We start from the raw sequence: 19,272 nt of genomic DNA on the forward strand, positions 1-19,272 counted from the left end.
CTGTCAGAGGTGGGGCGGTGTGGGTGGGCAGGACCGTTGGCGCCATGGATGGCGCCATCGAGCCCCCATGGATGGGTTTACGGCGTGTCCTGCCCACCCACACCGCTCCGCCGTCCCACGGATAGCCGCTGTTGCTGTTGCTTCGGCCGTTGCTCTGGCTCGTAGCGGGTGCAGGGCGCAGCCCTGCCGACCCCCCTCAAATGTCTGTGGGAGCCAGCCCGTACTGCTCGGCAAAGCGCTTGCTGAAACTGGCCGCAGAGCGGTAGCCCGCGCGTGCGGCCACGGTCTTCAGCGGCAGGTCGGTGGTGTAGAGCAGCTGCATGCCATGCGCCAGCCGGGCCTCGGTGAGCAGCTGGCGCAGGCTGGTGTCCTCGGCGGCGAGCCGACGGCGCAAGGTCGCGCCGCTCAGCGCGAACAGCGCTTCCACATCGCGCGATTGCCAGTCGCGAGCGGGTTCAGCGGCGATGCGGTCGCGGATCTGTTCGCCCAGGCTCGGCGCCTGCGGCAGCAGCAGGTTGCCGTGGCCCTGCCGGCACAGGGTCAGTACCAACGAGGCCAGGGCCAGCCGCGCTTCGCTGTAACGGCCGTCCTGCAGCGATTGCCGCCACTGGCGCAGCACCGCGCCATGATCGATCAACGGCAGCCGCGCCATCGCATGACCGGCGGCGGGAAGCTCCCCGCTCCACAGCGTGCGTGCGGCCGCCAGCACTTCGGCACACAGCGGCACGATGGCGCTGAGGTAGCGGCCACTGCGTGGGTCGGGGGTGTTGACCACATCGATGCGGCAGCGCTGGGTCAGCAGCAGGATGTCGCCGGGCATGAACTCCAGCGACTGGTGCGCGGTACGCACCTGCTTGCGTCCTTCCAGCAGGATCGCAAACTGTGGTTGTGGAATCTCCACCGAGCTGGCGCCATGTTCGCGCCGAGCGGTGATGCACGCATAACCTTCGGCGCGTGCGCAGCCGGCCAGGCTGGCCATCTCGGCCAGCAGTGCGGTGGCCGGTGGCAGCATGGCGGTCATGACACGTGGGCACCGAACAGGCGACCGACGCCGGCCGCCGCGGCCATCGCCAATGCGCCCCAGAACATCACCCGGATCGCGCCGCGAACCGGCGGTGCGCCGCCGGCCCTGGCCGCCACTGCGCCGGTCAGGCACAGGCCGAGCAGGGTACTGGCCGTGGTCATCAGTGCGACCCTGTCGACCGGCGCGAGCAGGGCGGTCAGCACCGGCAGCGCCGCGCCACAGGTGAACGCACCGGCCGAGGCCAGCGCTGCCTGCAGCGGGCGGGCGCGCAGGGTATCGGTGATGCCCAGTTCGTCGCGGGCGTGGGCACCCAGCGCATCATGGGCGGTGAGCTGTTCGGCCACCTGCCGTGCCAGCGCAGGCTCCAGGCCGCGGTGGCGGTAGATCGCGGCCAGCTCCTCCAGCTCGCTGTGCGGATTTTCGCGCAGCTCGCGCTTTTCCATTGCCAGGTCTGCGTCCTCGGTGTCGGCCTGGGTCTGTACCGAGACGTACTCGCCGGCGGCCATCGACATCGCGCCGGCCACGGTGCCGGCCACGCCGGTGGCGAGGATGGTGGTAGCGGAGGCGCCGCCGGCGGCCACGCCGACTACCAGGCCGGCCACCGAGACGATGCCATCATTGGCGCCCAGCACGGCGGCACGCAGCCAGCCGACGCGCTCGGAGCGGTGCAGTTCGGGATGTCGTGAATGGCGGCTCATGTCGTTGAGTGTACGAGGGTCAAGAGGGCGTCGGTAGGATGCTGAAACCCGTCACCGTCGCATGACGCAACGGGGTGCCACGCTATAGTGCGCCCTTGCGATGGAAGGCCCCGGGCCCCACATCCCCTGCCACTGTCCAGCGAGCCACCCCCTTGTCGAGCCCCAGCCACGTCGCCGATACCCCCATTACCGACCGCTCGCAGCTGGTGGAGGTGATCGCCTCCGGCGAGAAACCCCGTGCGCAGTGGCGCATTGGTACCGAGCACGAGAAGTTCGGATTCCGCCTGGATGACCTGCGGCCGCCGACCTTCGAGGGCGAGCGTGGCATCGAAGCGCTGCTCAACGGCCTGGTCCGCTTCGGCTGGGAGCCGGTGCAGGAGAACGGCAACACCATCGCCCTGCTGCGCGATGGGGCCTCGGTGACGCTGGAGCCGGCCGGTCAGCTGGAACTGTCCGGCGCGGCGCTGGAGACCATCCACCAGACCTGCGTGGAGACCGGCACCCACCTCAACGAAGTGGCGCAGGTGGCTGGCGAACTGCAGTTGGGCTTCCTCGGCATGGGCTTCCAGCCCAAGTGGAAGCGCGACGAGATGCCGTGGATGCCCAAGGGCCGCTACAAGATCATGCGTTCGTACATGCCCAAGGTCGGTTCGCTGGGCCTGGACATGATGACCCGCACCTGCACGGTGCAGGTGAACCTGGACTACGCGACCGAGGCGGACATGGTGAAGAAGTTCCGCGTGTCGCTGGCGCTGCAGCCGATTGCCACTGCGCTGTTTGCCGATTCGCCGTTCACCGAAGGCAAGCCGAACGGCTACCTGAGCTATCGCTCGCACATCTGGACCGACACCGACGTCGATCGCACCGGCATGCTCGACTTCGTGTTCGAGGACGGCTTCGGTTACGAGCGCTATGTCGATTACCTGCTCGACGTGCCGATGTATTTCTCCTACCGCGATGGCATCTACCACGATGCCAGCGGGCAGAGCTTCCGTGATTTCATGCAGGCCAGGCTGCCGGTGCTGCCGGGCGCGCTGCCGACGCTGCGCGACTGGTCGGACCACATGACCACTGCGTTCCCGGAAGTGCGCCTGAAGAAGTACCTGGAAATGCGTGGTGCCGACGGTGGCCCGTGGAGCCGCCTGTGTGCGCTGCCGGCGTTCTGGGTGGGCCTGCTGTACGACGACACCGCACTGGATGCCGCCTGGGACCTGGTGCGCGACTTCACCCTGGCCGAGCGCCATGCGCTGCGCGATGGTGTACCGAAGCATGCGATGAATCTGCCGTTCCGCAACGGCACGGTGCGCGACCTGGCCCGCGAGGCGGTGAATATTTCGGTGGAAGGCCTCAAGCGCCGTGCTGCGCGCAATGCCGATGGCCAGGACGAGAGCAAGTTCCTGGACGTGCTTCAGGAGATCGTCGAATCCGGGCTGACCCCGGCCGAGCGCAAGCTGGCGCTGTTCCATGGCCGCTGGCACGGCGATGTCGATCCGGTGTTCCGCGAGTTCGCGTATTGATGATGTTGGGTGGGTGCCGACCTTGGTCGGCACGCGATGAAAAAAACCCCGGCATTGCCGGGGATTTTCATTTTCACACCTGCCTTGGATCAGGCTGCGTTCTTCATCGTCGCCATGTCGATCACGAAGCGGTAGCGCACATCGTTCTTCGCCATGCGTTCCCAGGCTTCGTTGACGTTCTTGATGTCGATCATCTCCACATCGCTGACGATGCCGTGCTCGGCACAGAAGTCCATCATTTCCTGGGTTTCGGCCATGCCGCCGATCGCCGAGCCGGTCAGGTGCTTGCGGCCGAAGATCACGCTGCCACCGGTCAGCGGCGGGTCCAGCTCGGTCAGCACGCCGACCAGGCACATGGTGGCCTCGCGCTTGAGCAGGCCCATGTAGGGGTTGGTGTCATGGCCGACCGGGATGGTGTTGAGCAGGAAGTCGAAGCTGCCAGCGTGCGCCTTCATCTGCGCGGCGTCGCGCGAGACCAGCACTTCATCGGCGCCCAGGCGCTTGGCGTCGGCACCCTTTTCAGGCGTGGTGGTGATCATCACCACGTGCGCACCGAGCGCCTTGGCGAACTTCACGCCCATGTGGCCGAGGCCACCCAGGCCGATCACGCCGACCTTCTGGCCCGGGCCGACTTTCCAATGGCGCAGCGGCGACCAGGTGGTGATGCCGGCGCACAGCAGCGGCGCGGCGGCCTTCAGGTCGAGGGTGTCGGACACCTTCACCACGAAGCGCTGCTCGACCACCACGTGGTCGGAATAGCCGCCGTAGGTCGGTGCACCGCTTTCGCGTTCACGGCCGTTGTAGGTCCAGGTCGCGCCTTCGGCGCAGTACTGCTCCAGGTCGTGCTCGCAGGCATCACAGTGGCGGCAGGAATCGACCATGCAGCCGACGCCGGCGTGGTCGCCGACCTTGAAGCGGGTGACGTTGCTGCCGACTTCGGTGACGCGGCCGATGATCTCGTGGCCCGGCACCATCGGATAGATCGAGCCACCCCAGTCGTCGCGGGCCTGGTGCAGGTCGGAGTGGCAGATGCCGCTGTAGAGGATCTCGATGCGCACATCGTCAGGGCCGACCGCGCGGCGTTCGAACTCGTACGGAATCAGCGGGTCGGTATGTGAATGGGCGGCGTAACCACGGGCGAGGGACATGGGGAATCCTTGGCAGGGTTTGTCGAAAGGCGTTTTACAATACGCCCCGTTCCCAGCGGCAAGAAGCGCGGATATCGGCATGATTCATCAAGTGGAACTGCACAATCATGGCCACTGACAACCTGACCCACCTGGCCGCGTTCGCCGCGGTTGCCCGTCATCGCAGTTTCCGCCGTGCCGGTGCTGAGCTGGCCCTGTCGACCTCGGCGGTGAGCTATGCGATCCGCGCACTGGAGGAACGGCTGGGGGTCGGCCTGTTCCATCGCACCACCCGCAGCGTGGCCCTGACCGAGGCAGGGCAGCGCCTGCTGGAACGCCTGCAGCCGGCGCTGGGGCAGGTGCATGACGCGCTGGAAGAGATGAACCAGTTCCGCGCTGCGCCGGCGGGGTTGCTGCGGATCAATGCGACGCGGGCGGCGGTGGCGACCCAGCTGGGGCCGCGGCTGGCGCGCTTCCTGCACGCCCATCCGGACGTGCGGGTGGAGCTGACCGAGAACGATGGCCTGGTCGACATCGTCGCCGAGGGTTACGACGCCGGCGTGCGCCTGCATGAGTTCGTGCCCGAGGACATGGTGGCGGTGCCGATGGGGCCGCCGCTGCGCGGCTTGATCGTCGGTTCGCCCGAGTACCTGCGGCGCCGGCCGGCACCGCAGCATCCGCGTGATCTGGCGGCACACGAGTGCATCCGCTTCCGCTTCGCCAGCGGGCATCTGTACAAGTGGCAGTTCGAGCGTGCTGGGCAGGCGCTGGAAATCGACGTGCCGGGGCGGCTGACACTGGGCGAGCAGGGCACCGTGGTCGGCGCAGTGCTCGATGGCATCGGCCTGGCCTATGTGCTGGAAGACACCGCACGGCCCTACATCGAATCGGGGCAGATGGTGGCGGTGCTGGAAGACTGGAGCGAACCGTTCGCCGGCTTCGCGCTGTATTACCCGAAGCAGCGGCAGATGCCTGGTGCGCTGCGTGCGTTCGTGGATATGCTGCGGGAGTGATGTGAAAGGCGTGGAGGAGATTCTTGCTGGGATGCAATGTGCGAATCCCGAGACAGATTCACCTTGGCATTCACAAGCACGCTCTCGGCTATCGAGCGCGTTTCCGGTCGGGTCACCTGTCTGCGCGTTTGTGTTTGCGAGTGAGGGTTAGGGTTAGGTTCCAGTACTGGCCAGGACGTGTACTCGGAAGGTCACTCGAAAATATCCGCTTGAACTGAAGCAGAGTGGCTAACAAGTCCTTCGTTGTCGGAGTTGGGAATCGCTCGCAACGTAGCCCACATACGATCAAAGTGGGGCGAAGCAGGCAAGATGTATGGACGTCATCGCGCGTCATAGCTCGCGTGGTGTAAGCGGCGCTGCTGGAAATTGTTCACTTTCAAATATCAAAAGATGTATTGACTTGCCATGAGTGTCTTGATCTACTCCATACGAACCTTCGGCATGGACTGTACGAATGGCGCTTTTCAGGGACGAAGTCATTGCAGCAAAGCGAATGCAGCAGAGAGGTGCTCTGCTCGTCGCGACGCCACCTTCAGTTCGATGGATCGCCATTGCTGGTGTGGTTTTTCTTGCCGCCATCGTCGCCGTCCTTTTTTTTGCGGACTACACCAGGCGTGAGAGGGTTGGCGGTGAGCTTGCATCCTCGGATGAAGGGCAGAACGCGCTGTCGCGCGTTTCAGGCGTTGTGACGCATGTTCTTGCCCGTGAAGGGCAGGCGGTGAAAAGCGGGCAGGAAATAGCGCGTATTTCATTAGACGTCGGTGGTGATGGAGGCATCGGCGCCTATGCTGAGGTACGGCGGAAGCTGCAACAGCAGCATGAGCGCCTTAGGGCAGAAATCGACGATAAGGTCCAGCTTCAGAAAGGGGAGCAGGAAGCGTTGCGGCAGCGTGCTCGCAATATCTCTTCACGTATTGCTGCGTTCGACAGAGAAATTGAGTTGCAGCAAAGCCTTATAGCCAGTGCCAGCGCACGGTTAGAACGGTTCAAGCCGTTGGTGAAGGAAGGGTATGTATCCGGAATGCAGATGGAACAGCAGGAAGCTGCTGTCGTCCAGGCCAAGACAAGCTTGTCCTCGTTGCAGCGTGAGCGCCTTCAGTCTGGCCAGGATCTGGCCACGGTAAACAGCCAGATTCGACAGTATCCACAGCAGAGTCGTAATGATCGTAGTGAAGTCGAGCGGACATTGATTGGCCTCGAACAGGAGTTGGCCAAGAACGAAGCGCAGCGCGAAGTTGTTATTCGTGCTGCCCGGGATGGAATGGTCGTCAATTTGTTGATTGCTGATGGCGTATCGGTTGTTGCGGGGCAACCTTTGTTCCAGATTGTGCGTCCGGGCTCGCCGCTTGAGGCACGGCTGTTCGTTGAAAGTCGCGCAGTAGGTCTTCTGCAGGCAGGGCAGCGCGTTGTCATGCGCTATCCCGCATTCCCATATCAGAAGTTCGGACAGCAGTGGGGGACAATAAAATCAGTCTCGACCAAAGGGTTGCGTGCGGCCGAGTCAGCAGTGTTCACTGACAATCCCGGTCAGCGTGAGAAGATGGCTCCGCTCTATCAAGTGGTTGTTGCCCTTGATGACCAGAGCATCGCAGCAGGTGGAGGCCATCTCGCCTTGCGCTCTGGTATGCAGGTCGAAGCAGATCTGCTGATTGAACGACGGAAGATCGTGTCGTGGCTGCTTGATCCCCTGGCAGGGATGCAGAAGCGCATGGCAAATGGTAGCGAAGCGCGATGACGGTCATGCCGCCTATCGATCTGCGCCTACTGAGTCGAACACGAGGTGTTCTGCCGCAGATCATGCAATCAGAATTAGCCGAATGTGGTCTTGCATGCATCGCAATGATCGCGCGCTATCACGGGCATGACGTTGACATGCTCGCACTTCGGCGAAAATTCCCTGGATCGCTCAAGGGGGTTGATCTTGCCCGACTTGTGGAGATGGCTGCGGCGCTGGATCTTTCCGCCCGAGCACTGCGCATCGAGCTCAACGATCTGAAGCGGGTGCAGGGGCCCTGTATTCTGCACTGGGATCTTGACCATTTTGTGGTCCTCAAGCAGGCCACACGATCCGGGATTGTCATCCATGATCCAGGTTTCGGAGTCCGTTCACTGACATGGGATGAGGCGTCGCGGTCCTTTACTGGGATTGCTCTGGACGTTCAGCCATCCACGTCATTCGAGGCGATCAGTGATCGCGTACATATTTCCATCGCTGCTCTGGTGGGAAGAGTTGCGGGAATCAAGCGTGCGCTGGGATTCATCGCGCTGCTTGCATTAGTTCTTGAAGTTTGTGTGATCGCGGCGCCATTCTACGCGCAATGGGTTGTGGATCAGGTGCTTCTGAGTGCCGATAGGGACTTGCTGACGGTCCTGTTTGTTTCATTCATATTGCTTTCGCTGTTCCAGGTGGTCTTCTTTGCCGCGCGGAGCTGGGCGGTAGTCTGGTTTGGCGCCAATTTGAATCTGCAATGGAGTGGCCGCGTTTTCGGGAAGCTTCTGGAGTTGCCGTTGTCATGGTTTTCCAGGCGCCATGTCGGTGACGTCATGTCAAGATTTGCATCTATGCAGTCGATTCAGCGGACTATATCCACTCAGTTTGTCGAGGGCATTCTGGATGGAGTGATGTCGCTCGCAATCCTGGCAATCCTGATGGTGTACAGCATCAAGTTGACCGCCGTTGTTGTGGGCTTCTTTGCGATCTACTTGCTATTGCGCTATGGAATTTTCGGATGGATGAGGCGGGCGACGGAGGAGCAGGTCGTTCAAGCCGCAAGACTGCAGTCCGAGCTGATGGAAGCCGTGCGTGGAGCTCAATCAATCAAGTTGAATGGCAGTTACGCCGAAAGGCGTTCCAGATTTGCCAATGTTCTTGTAGCGACGACGAATCGTGATGTCGAGGTTCAGAAGATCGGGGTGATCTACAATTCCGTACGCCAATGGCTGATTATGGCGTCAAGAATTTTTATCATCTGGATTGCTGCGACGCAGGTTCTGGACGGCAGCTTCAGTACAGGCATGCTGGTTGCGTTTGTCGCCTACGCAGACATCTTCGCGACGCGCGTGTCGCAGCTGATTGATCGGATCATGGAATGGCGCATGCTCGGTCTGCATGCAGAGCGGGTCGCAGACGTAGTGCTCTCTGAGCCTGAGGCAGATCTGGTCACTGAGCACGCCGGTAGCATTCCAGATTTTTCGCTACAACTGCGATCAGTTGGTTTCCGTTACGCGCCCGCTGAGCCACGTGTTCTCGACGGGCTTGATCTCTATGTCGAGGAGGGGGAGTCGGTCGCGTTGGTGGGTCCTTCCGGTTGCGGCAAGTCGACGCTGGCGCGCATCATGCTTGGTTTGATTCAGCCTGAAGATGGTCAGGTTCTGCTTGGTGGGATCGATATCAGGCATATTGGCCTTCAGAAATATCGAAGCTTCGTTGGTGCGGTCATGCAGGACGATCAGCTGTTTGCTGGCTCAATTGCCGACAACATCGGATTCTTCAGTCATTCGGCAGATCCCGAGCGAGTGGAGCAGGCCGCGCGCTTGGCTGCCGTTCACGAGGACATAGTGCGCATGCCGATGGGATACGGCAGCCTGGTAGGGGATATGGGATCGGCGCTTTCCGGTGGTCAGAAGCAACGGATTCTGCTCGCGCGCGCGCTGTACCGACGTCCCAGGGTGCTGATCCTGGATGAAGCGACTAGTCACCTCGATGTTGATCGTGAGGCGGAGGTCAACCGCGCCATCGCTGGTCTGCGTATTACTCGAATTATCGTTGCGCATCGTCCGGAGACCATTCGGAGTGCTGATCGCGTAATTGAGTTTCCCGCAGGAGTTAGCTGCGGACCAAGACGATCTTCGCGGGCATGATGCCTGTGTAGACGTGCTCCCCTTGCGGATGGGGGGATTTCAATACCACCGCAACCAGAAAAGGAACTGACCATGTCTGACAAGAACGTTTCGATCAAGCCGCTGGGTCTGGAAATGGCACGCGAACTGAGCACCGAAGAGTTGATGAATGTCGGCGGTGGTGCCTTGGAGACTGCTCCGGCATCGACTGGCAGTGCTGGCGGCAAAGTTACCAGCGGCGGCGACTGGGAAGTCAACGTCGGTATCGACTGGTAATCGCTTTCTGAGTTCTTGGTAAAAGCACTCCCCCTGCCAGATGGTGGGGGGGGGGCGGGGACACTGAGGAGCTGTAATGATGGAACCGGTTCACGTCATCATTGGAAATTCGGAGGACATCCATGCCGTGTCCGTGGCATGGGCGCTTGAACGCGCCGGTGCGCGCGTTCTGTTGTGGGATGGGATCGGCATGCATGATGAGGCTGTCATGGTCCATACGATCGGCGACTCAGGATCCATTCTAAGGATAGGTGGGGACACCGTTCGCGATGTGAAGTCGCTGTGGTTCAGGAGGCCCGTACCGTACCAGCCCTTGGCTGATCTCGATCCGGCTTCCGTAAAATTCGTGGACAATGAACTGAAAAGCGCACACGGCTCATTGGCAGCGGCGCTTCGTTTGAGATCTTCGCTCACGATAGGTGACTGGCATCCTACCGACGCCTCAACCAAAGGGCTCCAGCTTGAAGTTGCTTTATCTTGCGGCTTTCGCATTCCAGATACCTTGATCACGAACGATCCGGTAGAAGTCGCAGACTTTCGTACAAGGCAGCCTGCGGTTCTGGTGAAGCACTTCACCCCACACTTCTGGTCCAGTGATAGGGAGCGGAAAGGCTGGCAATGCGGACCCGTGATCATTCCTCGAGATCGATCGCTTGATGATGCTGGCGTTCGAGTCTGCCCGGCGATCTACCAGGCAGTGGTCGACAAAGTGTTCGATCTGCGGGTTACAGTGATTGGACGGCGCATGTTCACCGCGAGAATTGTTCGCCACGATGGTGTTTCGCCACTTGATTGGAGGCCGGGTTCAGTGAGGCCGGGTGAGTTGGTCATGGATCGGTATGAGCTGGATGAACGGACCCAGGCGGCGATCGGTTTGCTGATGGACAAATTGGATTTGCGCTATGGTTGTGTGGACTTGGCGGTTGATTCCCGGGGGGACACGTTCTTCTTCGAGATCAATACTGGTGGCCAGTTCCTGTTCATCGATGACTACATTCCCGAGATGAATCTACTAGGAGAGATGGCGGGGTTCCTCTTGGCCGGTTCCATGGAGTACGAAGCTGTACCATCGTCGGTGGCGAATCTTGCTGCTTTCGAAAGCAGTGATCGTTGCGCTGAACTTTGTTCAGCGGTGCGCCGTTTCGGGCAAAGCGACCGCATGATTACTCGTGTGGACACGAGCGCAGCAGAGGCCGCATGAGGCGGTTTGGTCTGTTGGGGTGGGTACTTGTGCTCAGCAGCAGCCCTGTCTGGGCTGTTGACCTAAGTCAGGCGATGCATGCGTGCCCCGGGGCGGCGGCTTTCATTGAAGCTCAAGTTGCTCAGCAGCGGGCCGCATTGTCTGTGGGGCCTTCTGTAGTGTCGGACAACGTTAGGCGGGAGCGGCTGCTGGCGTTGCAGGATGAGGACCAAAGACTCTATGAGAGATTGGCGTCCGGATCTATTGATGTAACTGCATTGATGCCGGTGAAGGAGCGACACCTGAGCTATCTGCGTCAGGAACTTGGTGATTCAGTGGCAATCCCATCTGTGGGGGAAGTGGGGAGGGATGGCCTCGCTGCGCTCTGGTTGCTTGTTCAGCATGCAGATGATGATCCGTCGTTGCAAGCAAAAGCGTTGGCGAATTTCGAGCCTTTGGTGAAGCGAGGTGAACTGGACGCGAGCAAGTTTGCTCTCCTCTCAGACAGAGTGCTTCTCGCTTCCGGTAAGCCCCAGCGTTTCGGAACCCAGTTACGGTCTCTGGAAACAGGCGAGCCACTGAAGTTGGATAGTCCTGCATCGGTCGAGCGTGAGCGAACTGCGCTTGGTCTGATGAGCCTGGAGGACTATCGCTGTATCAGCGATCAGCTGTACAGAAGCGCCCGTTGAAGGCAGGGAATTCAACAGTTCGCAGATGGTGCAGGATGACGGCTGGCACTGGCCGATATTTGCACTGGACTGATCGGGTCCATCAATCTGCTTGCTGAATCTCATCGGCGCTCTCCGTAACTGCTGTATCCATTGATGAAGAACGGAAGGGAGAACGAGGATGTCTAGCGGAGATAGGAAGTTGAAGCCCCTAGGCCTTGAGATGGCCGTGGAGATTGATATGAATGTGCTTTCATGTATTGGAGGTGGAAGGTCCAATTCGACTACAACGACGGTCAGTGTAGGGTTGTCAACCGAAGGCGGAGATCTTGGTGACGTCAACATCAGTTTCGATTGACGAGGCGGGGCGCGTCGCGTTCTCCGAAGCAGCGTCAGATAGCCGGCGCGCTGCGCGCGTTCATGGACATGTTGCGGGAGTGAGTTGCAGTAGATGATGCAGCGCCGCTGTCAGGCATGCGTGGATGGGTTCTGCTACGGCCCCTGCAATACCCGCGCCAACAACGCCAGGCACTCACGCAGGTGCACATCCACCGGCGTATCCTCGGCCACCACCCCGATCACGCGCTCGCGCAGCGGTTCGGCCACGGCCATTGCCAGGATCAGTCGCGCCATGCGCGCGGAATCCCCCTCACGCAGCAGCCCACGCTGCTGCTGCCGTTTCAGCCAGTCGGCCAGCAGCGCACGGCCGCGCTCGATGCCGTTGTCCAGGTAGGCCTGCAGCAGCGCCTGCTTGCCGGGAAAGTCCGTGGCCAGCAGCCGGAACACCTGCACCGCCTGCGCCGACAGCGCCTGCGCACACACCGCCTGCAGGATGTCCTGCAGCAACGGCAGCACCTCGTCGGTGTCGTGCGCATCGCGCTGCAGCTGCGGCGCGAAGCCATCGGTCCATTCGCGCACCGCCAACCCGACCAGTTCCTCGCGGTTGCTGGCGTGGCGGTACACGGTCTTCTTCGCCACCCCGGCATGCGCCGCCACCGCTTCGATGGTGGTGGCCTCGTAACCCTGTGCCAGCAGCAGCTCCAGCGTGGCCTGCAGCACGGCGTGGCGGACTTCGGCTTCCGGTCGCGCGGGACGTCCACGGCGGCGGGCGGGGGCGACTGGATCGGGCAGGGCGGTGCTGTTCATTGCACCCATCTTACCGCACCCGATCAATTGCGAAACGTTTAGCGTTTCCGTATTATCGAGTCTCCCAACCGCAGGAGACCCCCATGGATACCGCTGTGAACGCCCGTGCCTGGCTGGACCACCACGATCTGCTGGACCCGGCACCGATGCACTTGGAGACGGGTATCCAGCGTCGCGAAGACGGCACCCTGCTGGTGGCGGTGCGCACCGACCTGCACGGCTGCAAGGGCCGCATGCTGGACTGGTGGTTCACCTTCTTCGAAACCACCCAGCACATCCGCTGGTGGCATCCGGTCGATCATGTCGAGCACCGCGGCTGGGACGCGGCCTGGCAGCGAGGGCGCAGCTACCACGGCGCCAGCATCCATGCGGTGGAATCGCTGGCTGACATCCCGCCGGTGGCGGCACGCCTGAAGTTCCATGACCCGCGCACGTTGCTGGTGCCCGAGCGCCTGCAGGCGGCGCAGGATGCAGGTGACCTGTCGGCGGTGATCGCCGCGCGCATCGGCTTCGGTGACCACGTGCGCCTGGATGCAAACGGTGATCCCTGCGATGGGCAGATGCTGCACGTGGCGCGCGATACGCCGTTTGGCTGCGTGCTGCGCAGCCGCTTTGTGCTCGGCCTGGACAGCGCCGATCCGCACCGCGATGCCAGCGATGAGGTCGGCCTTGGCCTGCTCAAGCACTGCTATACGGAGTTCAGCTTCCTTTCGCGTCTGCTGCCATCGCTGTACTACGGCGAACGCGCCAATGGCGAGGCGGTGCCACTGCCATGGTGAACGACGCGCCGGTCATTCGACCAGCGCGTCGTAGCCTTCAGCACTGAACTGGATCAGGCAGAAGCCGTGGCCGAATGGATCGTCCAGCACGGCAATGCTGCCCCAGCGACGTTCGCGCACGGATTGTTCGAGCGTGGCCCCGGCCGCAACCGCACGGGCCAGTGCGGCCTGGATGTCATCCACGACCCAGTCCAGGTGCAGCGGCGTCCAGTGGCGCTCGTAGTCGCGCACGTCACCGTCCTCGGTGGCGGCGCTGCCGGCCTCGTTCTGCAGCAGATACAGCGGCGTGGGTCCACCGAGCAGTTCCACGGCGTCCGGGCCGAGGCGGCGGCCGATGCGCAGGCCGAAGGCTCGCATGTAGAAGTCTTCGGCAGCGGCGAGGTCGGGGACGTCGAGGTTGACGATGAACGCTGCGGTGGGCGTGTCCATGATCAGATCCGGTGGATGCGGGTGGGCAGTGTATGCCCCCATCCACGCATGGCGTGGATCTACTGTGCGCGTGGGTAATCGAGGTAGCCCGCCTCACCGCCACCGTAATAGGTGCTGCGGTCAGGCGTGGCCAGCGCGACGTCGTGCCGAAGGCGTTCGACCAGATCCGGGTTGGCGATGAAGGGCTGGCCGAACGCGGCCAGGTCGATGGTGCCCGCTTCGACCAGTTCAAGGGCGCGTTCGCGGGTCATGCCACCGGCCAGGATCACGGTGCCACCGTAGGCCTGCTTGAACTGCTTCAGGAACGCGCTGCCCAGCACCGATTCACCCTGCTGCAGGTTGTCGTTGAGGTGCAGGTAGGCCAGCCCGCGCTTGCCCAGTTCTTCAGCCAGGTACAGATAGGTGGCCTCGTTGTCGGGGTAGAACGGCATGTCGAAGGTGAGGTTGTTCGGCGCCAGGCGCACGCCGATGCGGTGTGCACCGATGCGTTCGGCCATCGCATCGACCGTCTCCAGGATCAGCCGCGCACGGTTGGGCAGTGAGCCGCCGTAGCGGTCGTCGCGCTGGTTGATGAGCGGGTTGAGGAACTGTTCGAACAGGTAGCCATTGGCGGCATGCAGCTCGATGCCGTCGAAGCCGGCGGCGATCGCGTTGTCGGCGCCCCGTGCGAAGTCAGCAATGATGCCGGGGATTTCGTCGGTGGCCAGCGTACGTGCCGGGGTGGGATCTGCGTGGCCGCGGCTGCCGTCTTCCAGATAGACGAACGAGGTGTTCTTCGGTGCGCTGGCCACCGGGCGCGTGCCGGCGCTGACCGGTTGCCCACCATCGGGCTGCAGCGAGGAATGCGACATGCGGCCCACGTGCCAGAGCTGGGCAAAGATCGTGCCCTGAGCGGCATGCACCGCCTCGGTGACCAGCGTCCAACCGGCCACCTGTTCGGCCGACCAGATACCCGGCACGTCGATGTAACCCTGGCCCTGCGGCGAGACCGGCGTGCCTTCGCTGATGATCAGGCCGGCGCTGGCACGTTGCCGGTAGTACTGCGCGGTGAGCTCATTGGCGACCGAACCGGGGTTGCGGGCACGGGTCATCGGGGCCATCGCGATGCGGTTGCGCAGGGCGGTGCCTGACAGGTCGAAGGGGTGGAAGAGGGCGGCGGTCATGTCGGTCATCTCGGTGCGGGGAGGCGCCAGCGGCGCGATGGACACAGGATGGCGTTGACATGCGGGTGCATAAAGCGCTTCGATTTCCCATTGAGCGGGACTATTTGTCCCCAATGGAGCGTGTAAAGATGTTGCCACTGGAATCCTTGAATGGCCTGGTGACCTTCGTCACCACGGCACGCTCGGGCAGCTTCACCGAAGCCGCCGATGCGCTGGGCATTTCGCGCTCGGCGGTGGGCAAGGCCATCGCGCGGCTCGAAGCGCGACTGGGCGTGCGCCTGTTCCATCGCACCACGCGGCGCATTGCGCTGACCAGCGATGGCGAGGCGTACTACGCCTCCTGCGCGGCGGCTCTGGAAGAGATTTCCGCGGCCGAGGCCTGCCTGGGGTCGGCCGGGCTGCCCAGCGGGCGGCTGCGCATCGACATGCCGTCCTCGTTCGGGCGGCTGGTGGTGCTGCCGGTGCTGCTGCGGCTGTGCCGGGAGTACCCGGACCTGCAGTTGACGATGACCTTCACCGATCACTTCATCGATCCGGTCGAGGAAGGCATCGACCTGCTGATCCGCTTCGGTGGGCTGCACCAGGCCGAGCATCTGGTGGCACGCCGGCTGGGGCGCCAGCGGCTGGTCACCTGTGCATCGCCAGCGTACCTGCAGGCACATGGCACCCCGCACACCGTTGAGGAACTGGCACAGCACCGCAGCATCGTCGGCTTCCGCCACGGCCAGCCGGTGGCGTGGCGGATCGGCAGTGATGATGCGGAAGGAACCTTCATTCCAAATGCGGCCTACCAGCTCAACGACGGTGACGCGGTGATCGACGCGGCCATCGCCGGGCTGGGTATCTGCCAGATGCCCATTTCACTGGTGCGCCGACATCTGGAATCCGGCGCGCTGCACTCGGTGCTGGACGCAGACATGCAGCGGCATATCGACATCCATGCGCTGTGGCCACCGACCCGCCACCTGCGGCCGAAGGTGCGCTATGTGGTGGATGAGTTGACCCGGTTGGCGGAAGAAGGTCTGTTTGATTGAGCCGAGGCATCAATAGTTGACGATCCGGAAGGACGTGTCTTCGCCTTCCTGCAGTGCTTCAAACACCTCAGCCAGAAGCACGATCAGATCGCGCCCATGTGCGGTGACGAAGTAGGTCGCCAGGCTGTCGATATCGGGAGCGATATCGTCTCCCCAAGGTGGGTGCTGGGTTCGATCCTCGAACGACCAGATGACACGGGCCGGCGGAATCTCGGCCAGCTCGCGGCGGACGATATGCAGTTCGGCCAGCGCGTCGGCAGCATCTGATTGCAGCAAGCCCCCGGCGTATAGCTGCTTCATGAGGATTGGGAAGCGACTTCCCCAGCCATCCGGTTCCAGGTTTCCGGCGATGGTCGAGAAAAAGGCATAGAGAAATGCCCCGGTACCGATCTCATCGGTGATGCGCCCGAGCTGGATGCCAATGCCCATTGCCTGGTTCCTGATTCTGCCGACCCTGGAGCTTGGCCGAGATGGCAGTGGCTGACACTGAAGAAATGTAAGTGTTTGATATCAATAGATTGAGTGCAACGCTTGCGGAAGCAAAAGGGGCCATTCCCGTCACTTTGAAGATTCTGTGTATACTATCCCCCAGTATAGTTCCGAGGTGGCTCCGCCATGCCGCACTCCCCCGAAGAGAAAAAGAAGGTCCTGGCCCGCGTGCGCCGCATCCGCGGCCAGTGCGATGCGCTTGACCGCGCGCTGGAAGCCGGCGCCGACTGCGGGCCGGTGCTGCAGCAGATCGCCGCCATCCGTGGCGCGGTGAACGGCCTGATGTCCGAGGTGATGGAGGCCCATCTGCGCGAGGAATTCGGCCAGCCCGCTGCCTCCGACGAGCAACGCGCCGAACGCGTGCGCGACATGAGCGCGTTGATCCGCTCGTACCTGAAATAAACGACGGCGCAACATGGCGCCGCCCATCCTGTCATTGCCTGTCCCTGGAGAAGCCATCATGAAGTCCCGTGCCGCCGTCGCCTTTGGTCCCGGCCAGCCGCTGCAGATCGTCGAGATCGACGTCGCCCCGCCGAAGAAGGGCGAAGTGCTGGTGAAGATCACTCATACCGGTGTCTGCCACACCGATGCGTTCACCCTGTCCGGCGATGATCCGGAAGGCCTGTTCCCGGTGGTGCTGGGCCATGAAGGCGCCGGCATCGTGGTGGAGGTGGGCGAGGGCGTGACCAGCGTCAAGCCGGGCGACCACGTGATTCCGCTGTACACCGCCGAGTGCGGCGAGTGCCTGTTCTGCAAGAGCGGCAAGACCAACCTGTGCGTGTCGGTGCGCGCCACCCAGGGCAAGGGCGTGATGCCCGACGGCACCAGCCGCTTCAGCTACAACGGCGAGCCGCTGTACCACTACATGGGCTGCTCGACCTTCAGCGAATACACCGTTGTGGCCGAAGTCTCGCTGGCGAAGATCAATCCGGACGCCAACCCGGAACACGTCTGCCTGCTCGGCTGCGGTGTCACCACCGGCATCGGCGCGGTGCACAACACCGCCAAGGTGCAGGAAGGCGACAGCGTGGCGGTGTTCGGCCTGGGTGGCATCGGCCTGGCGGTGATCCAGGGTGCGCGCCAGGCCAAGGCCGGCCGCATCATCGCGGTGGACACCAACCCGTCCAAGTTTGAGCTGGCGCGCGAGTTCGGTGCCACCGACTGCATCAATCCGAAGGATTTCGACAAGCCGATCCAGCAGGTCATCGTGGAAATGACCACCTGGGGCGTGGACCACAGCTTCGAGTGCATCGGCAACGTCAACGTGATGCGCGCGGCGCTGGAATGCGCGCACCGTGGCTGGGGCCAGAGCGTGGTGATCGGCGTGGCCGGTTCGGGCCAGGAGATCTCCACCCGTCCGTTCCAGCTGGTGACCGGCCGCAAGTGGATGGGCACCGCCTTCGGTGGCGTGAAGGGCCGCAGCCAGCTGCCGGGCATGGTCGAGGATGCGATGAAGGGCGACATCGAACTGGCCCCGTTCGTCACCCACACCATGGGCCTGGACAAGATCAACGATGCCTTCGACCTGATGCATGAAGGCAAGTCGATCCGTTCGGTGGTCCATTACTGAGCCGCAGCGTGGGCTGGTTCGATGCCTTGCGCAGGCCGCGTGCGGAAGATCCGCGCGCGGCCCTGGTTGATCCGATCGAGCAGGCGTTGCGCGTGCTGGGTTGGGTCGAAGGCGTCGTGGGTCCGCCGCGCGCAGTGGACTCACCCTTCGGCATTGATGAAATGCCGTTCGAGCACTGGCTGGCGCAGGTGTTCCTGCCGCGCCTGCACGAAGCCCGCGCCGATGGCCAATGGCCACCGCGCAGTGACGTGGCGGTCGCAGCGTACCGCAACCTGGACGGCCAGCCTGGTGTCGAACCGCTGCTGCGCCTGCTGTCGCAGCTGGATGAGTTGATCAACACACGTGACGGCTGACGCCGGCACGCAGGAGAGTTCCATGGAACTTATTGAACACCGCGCCTGTTTCGGCGGTTGGCAGGATGTTTACCGCCATCGTTCGACCACGCTGGGCTGCGACATGCAGTTCGCCGTGTACCTGCCGCCGCAGGCGGAAACGCAGAAGCTGCCGGTGCTGTATTGGCTGAGCGGGCTGACCTGCACCGAGCAGAATTTCATCACCAAGGCCGGTGCGCAGCGCTATGCAGCCGAGCACGGCGTAATCATCGTCGCGCCGGATACCAGCCCGCGCGGTGATGACGTGGCCGATGCCGAGGGCTATGACCTGGGCAAGGGGGCGGGGTTCTACCTCAACGCCACCCGTGCACCGTGGGCGAAGCACTACCGCATGCATGACTATGTGGCGCAGGAACTGCCGGCGCTGATCGAGGCGAACTTCCCGGTCACCGGGGCGCGTGGCATCAGCGGCCACTCGATGGGTGGCCATGGTGCGCTGGTGATCGCGCTGCGCAACCCGGGGCGCTACCGCAGTGTGTCGGCGTTCTCGCCGATCGTCGCGCCCAGCCACGTACCGTGGGGGCAGAAGGCGTTCACGGCTTATCTGGGCGACAACCCAGCCGACTGGGCGCAGTGGGACGCGTGTGCGTTGCTGGCGACGGCCAGCGAGCGCCTGCCGTTGCTGGTCGACCAGGGCGAGGCGGACGAGTTCCTGCAGACCCAGCTGCAGCCGCAGCGCCTGCAGGAGGCCTGCGCCGCAGCCGGCCATCCGCTGACCCTGCGCCTGCAGCCGGGCTACGACCACAGCTACTATTTCATCGCCAGCTTCATCGGCGAGCACGTCGCCCACCACGCTCGCGCCCTGCACGCCTGAGGGCTTTCCGGTAGTGCCGGCCGCTGGCCGGCAACCCGCAGCCGCAATTCCCTGGGATTGTCGGCCAGCGGCCGGCACTACCATGGTGATGCACGCGGAGTGTCGTTTTGCCG

At 62.9% G+C, this 19,272-nt stretch carries 20 protein-coding genes; 13 read left to right on the plus strand and 7 right to left on the minus strand.

Annotated features, from left to right (window positions below):
- Positions 1-196 precede the first annotated feature (196 nt).
- Both AC5P7S_RS02740 and AC5P7S_RS02745 read right to left on the minus strand, forming a co-directional pair.
- On the minus strand, positions 197-1,021 hold the full coding sequence (locus AC5P7S_RS02740; protein ID WP_065185384.1) for a helix-turn-helix transcriptional regulator: 825 nt from the start codon (positions 1,019-1,021) through the stop codon (positions 197-199).
- A complete protein-coding gene (locus AC5P7S_RS02745) occupies positions 1,018-1,722 on the minus strand; it encodes a VIT1/CCC1 transporter family protein (protein ID WP_005419279.1) in 705 nt (234 codons plus the stop codon). The genes AC5P7S_RS02740 and AC5P7S_RS02745 overlap by 4 nt, the downstream gene beginning before the upstream one ends.
- Before the next feature lie 152 nt (positions 1,723-1,874).
- Here AC5P7S_RS02745 and AC5P7S_RS02750 point away from each other — a divergent pair, with 152 nt between their 5' ends.
- Positions 1,875-3,239, plus strand: coding sequence for a glutamate--cysteine ligase (locus tag AC5P7S_RS02750; protein WP_005419277.1), 1,365 nt, complete (start codon positions 1,875-1,877; stop codon positions 3,237-3,239).
- A gap of 89 nt (positions 3,240-3,328) precedes the next feature.
- On the opposite strand, the gene AC5P7S_RS02755 is transcribed toward AC5P7S_RS02750, so the two are convergent.
- Positions 3,329-4,387, minus strand: coding sequence for an NAD(P)-dependent alcohol dehydrogenase (locus AC5P7S_RS02755; protein WP_005419275.1), 1,059 nt, complete (start codon positions 4,385-4,387; stop codon positions 3,329-3,331).
- A gap of 107 nt (positions 4,388-4,494) precedes the next feature.
- On the opposite strand from AC5P7S_RS02755, the gene AC5P7S_RS02760 reads away from it, so the two are divergent.
- The 6 genes from AC5P7S_RS02760 (at position 4,495) to AC5P7S_RS02785 (ending at position 11,364) form a co-directional block, all read left to right on the plus strand.
- Complete coding sequence (locus AC5P7S_RS02760) at positions 4,495-5,379, plus strand: LysR family transcriptional regulator (RefSeq protein ID WP_005419273.1); 885 nt, start codon at positions 4,495-4,497, stop codon at positions 5,377-5,379.
- Between the two features lie 454 nt (positions 5,380-5,833).
- Positions 5,834-7,114, plus strand: a complete 1,281-nt coding sequence (locus AC5P7S_RS02765; RefSeq protein ID WP_005419270.1) for an HlyD family secretion protein — start codon at positions 5,834-5,836, stop codon at positions 7,112-7,114.
- On the plus strand, positions 7,111-9,240 hold the full coding sequence (locus AC5P7S_RS02770; protein WP_197599284.1) for a peptidase domain-containing ABC transporter: 2,130 nt from the start codon (positions 7,111-7,113) through the stop codon (positions 9,238-9,240). Before AC5P7S_RS02765 ends, AC5P7S_RS02770 begins: the two co-directional genes overlap by 4 nt.
- A 72-nt stretch (positions 9,241-9,312) precedes the next feature.
- Complete coding sequence (locus AC5P7S_RS02775; protein ID WP_495213594.1) at positions 9,313-9,495, plus strand: hypothetical protein; 183 nt, start codon at positions 9,313-9,315, stop codon at positions 9,493-9,495.
- Between the two features lie 79 nt (positions 9,496-9,574).
- On the plus strand, positions 9,575-10,696 hold the full coding sequence (locus AC5P7S_RS02780; protein ID WP_032954524.1) for an MvdC/MvdD family ATP grasp protein: 1,122 nt from the start codon (positions 9,575-9,577) through the stop codon (positions 10,694-10,696).
- Positions 10,693-11,364, plus strand: coding sequence for a DUF6624 domain-containing protein (locus tag AC5P7S_RS02785; protein ID WP_005419262.1), 672 nt, complete (start codon positions 10,693-10,695; stop codon positions 11,362-11,364). The genes AC5P7S_RS02780 and AC5P7S_RS02785 overlap by 4 nt, the downstream gene beginning before the upstream one ends.
- A 471-nt stretch (positions 11,365-11,835) precedes the next feature.
- Here AC5P7S_RS02785 and AC5P7S_RS02790 read toward each other — a convergent pair whose 3' ends face one another.
- A complete protein-coding gene (locus AC5P7S_RS02790; RefSeq protein WP_032954519.1) occupies positions 11,836-12,498 on the minus strand; it encodes a TetR/AcrR family transcriptional regulator in 663 nt (220 codons plus the stop codon).
- A gap of 74 nt (positions 12,499-12,572) precedes the next feature.
- Between AC5P7S_RS02790 and AC5P7S_RS02795 the strand changes: the two genes are divergently transcribed.
- Positions 12,573-13,268 carry a DAPG hydrolase family protein gene (locus AC5P7S_RS02795; RefSeq protein WP_005419258.1) on the plus strand — a complete coding sequence of 232 codons (696 nt, stop codon included), beginning with the start codon at positions 12,573-12,575 and terminating at the stop codon, positions 13,266-13,268.
- A gap of 12 nt (positions 13,269-13,280) precedes the next feature.
- Here the strand turns inward: AC5P7S_RS02795 and AC5P7S_RS02800 are convergent, their stop codons facing one another.
- Together AC5P7S_RS02800 and AC5P7S_RS02805 are read right to left on the minus strand one after the other, a co-directional pair.
- Positions 13,281-13,697, minus strand: coding sequence for a VOC family protein (locus tag AC5P7S_RS02800; protein WP_095377933.1), 417 nt, complete (start codon positions 13,695-13,697; stop codon positions 13,281-13,283).
- 59 nt (positions 13,698-13,756) lie between these two features.
- Positions 13,757-14,860: an alkene reductase gene (locus AC5P7S_RS02805; RefSeq protein WP_032954523.1), complete on the minus strand. Its 1,104-nt coding sequence runs from the start codon at positions 14,858-14,860 to the stop codon at positions 13,757-13,759.
- A gap of 128 nt (positions 14,861-14,988) precedes the next feature.
- On the opposite strand from AC5P7S_RS02805, the gene AC5P7S_RS02810 reads away from it, so the two are divergent.
- Entirely contained in the window at positions 14,989-15,894 is a 906-nt protein-coding gene (locus AC5P7S_RS02810; protein ID WP_005419250.1) for a LysR family transcriptional regulator, read from the plus strand.
- Between the two features lie 9 nt (positions 15,895-15,903).
- Here AC5P7S_RS02810 and AC5P7S_RS02815 read toward each other — a convergent pair whose 3' ends face one another.
- Positions 15,904-16,323 carry an Imm70 family immunity protein gene (locus tag AC5P7S_RS02815; RefSeq protein ID WP_005419247.1) on the minus strand — a complete coding sequence of 140 codons (420 nt, stop codon included), beginning with the start codon at positions 16,321-16,323 and terminating at the stop codon, positions 15,904-15,906.
- A gap of 186 nt (positions 16,324-16,509) precedes the next feature.
- Here AC5P7S_RS02815 and frmR point away from each other — a divergent pair, with 186 nt between their 5' ends.
- The 4 genes from frmR to fghA are packed head-to-tail and all read left to right on the plus strand — an operon-like array spanning position 16,510 to position 19,159.
- On the plus strand, positions 16,510-16,785 hold the full coding sequence (gene frmR, locus AC5P7S_RS02820; protein ID WP_005411009.1) for a formaldehyde-responsive transcriptional repressor FrmR: 276 nt from the start codon (positions 16,510-16,512) through the stop codon (positions 16,783-16,785).
- Between the two features lie 58 nt (positions 16,786-16,843).
- On the plus strand, positions 16,844-17,953 hold the full coding sequence (locus tag AC5P7S_RS02825; protein WP_095377934.1) for an S-(hydroxymethyl)glutathione dehydrogenase/class III alcohol dehydrogenase: 1,110 nt from the start codon (positions 16,844-16,846) through the stop codon (positions 17,951-17,953).
- Between the two features lie 8 nt (positions 17,954-17,961).
- Positions 17,962-18,306, plus strand: a complete 345-nt coding sequence (locus tag AC5P7S_RS02830) for a YqcC family protein (protein ID WP_005419244.1) — start codon at positions 17,962-17,964, stop codon at positions 18,304-18,306.
- A 22-nt stretch (positions 18,307-18,328) separates the two neighbouring features.
- Positions 18,329-19,159 (plus strand): S-formylglutathione hydrolase, encoded by an 831-nt coding sequence (gene fghA, locus AC5P7S_RS02835; protein ID WP_095377935.1) that lies wholly within the window; start codon positions 18,329-18,331, stop codon positions 19,157-19,159.
- The last annotated feature ends 113 nt before the right edge of the window (positions 19,160-19,272 follow it).

The organism is Stenotrophomonas sp. YJH_SMC_32, assembly GCF_059369975.1.